The sequence below is a fragment of the Rhizobium sp. P1_E6 genome (assembly GCF_056405875.1).
Map to the genome: position 1 here is coordinate 1 of NZ_JBFUBG010000319.1, position 843 is coordinate 843.

General features: G+C 56.5%; 1 protein-coding gene. It reads right to left on the minus strand.

Annotation, left to right across the window (positions count from 1 at the left end):
* A partial coding sequence (locus tag AC1D35_RS36495) for an ATP-binding cassette domain-containing protein (protein ID WP_477942922.1) occupies positions 1-736 on the minus strand: 736 nt, incomplete at its 3' end.
* Positions 737-843 lie beyond the last annotated feature (107 nt).

Here is an 843-nt window from a genome sequence, read left to right on the forward strand (position 1 = left end):
GCTCCTTCTGGAGCATCAGCTTTGACAGCGTTTCCTCGGTGATCGATCCGTCCTTGGCGCTGGTGACGATCTTGCGACCATCGCGGAACACAGTGAAGCGATCGGCGATCGCAATCACTTCCTCCAGCCGATGCGTGATGTAGATGATCCCGATACCAGAGCGCTTGAGGGTTTCCATCACCTCGAACAACTTGCGCGCTTCCGGCAGCGTCAACGTGGAAGTCGGCTCGTCGAGGATGAGAACCTTGATATTGTCCTGGCGAAGGGCATGAAGGATCGCAACGATCTCTCGCCCCACACTCGACATGTTTTCGACTTTGATCGACAGATCGATCTCAATCGGAAATCGCGCCAGGAGCGCCTGGGTTTTCTTTCTGATGAGGTCCCGGTCAACGCGACGCAGCAGACCTTTGCCGGCGCCTTCCTGACCAAGAAAGATGTTCTCGACACCCGAAAGGCTTCCGATCAATTCGGGATGCTGCTGTACGGTTGCGATACCTGATTCCATCGCGTCGGTGGGTTCGCGTATGGCAACCTCGACGCCGTTCATCAGGATTTTTCCGTCGTCAGACGTGTAGACGCCGGAGATGATTTTCACGAGGGTCGATTTTCCGGCACCGTTGATGCCAAGAAGCGCGTGCGTCTCGCCCGCCCGAAGGTCGAAGTCGATATTGTCAAGAGCGAGTACCGAGCCGAAACGCTTCGTGATACCCGTCATTTCCAGCAAATTACTCATTGTGTTATCCGCAAATCCTGGGTGCCCGGCGTCATTGACGTGATGAAGCGGGCGGCGCCCGCCTCATCTGCGGGCGCCGTGAGTGAAAGCCGTGTCTTGGCCTGAAT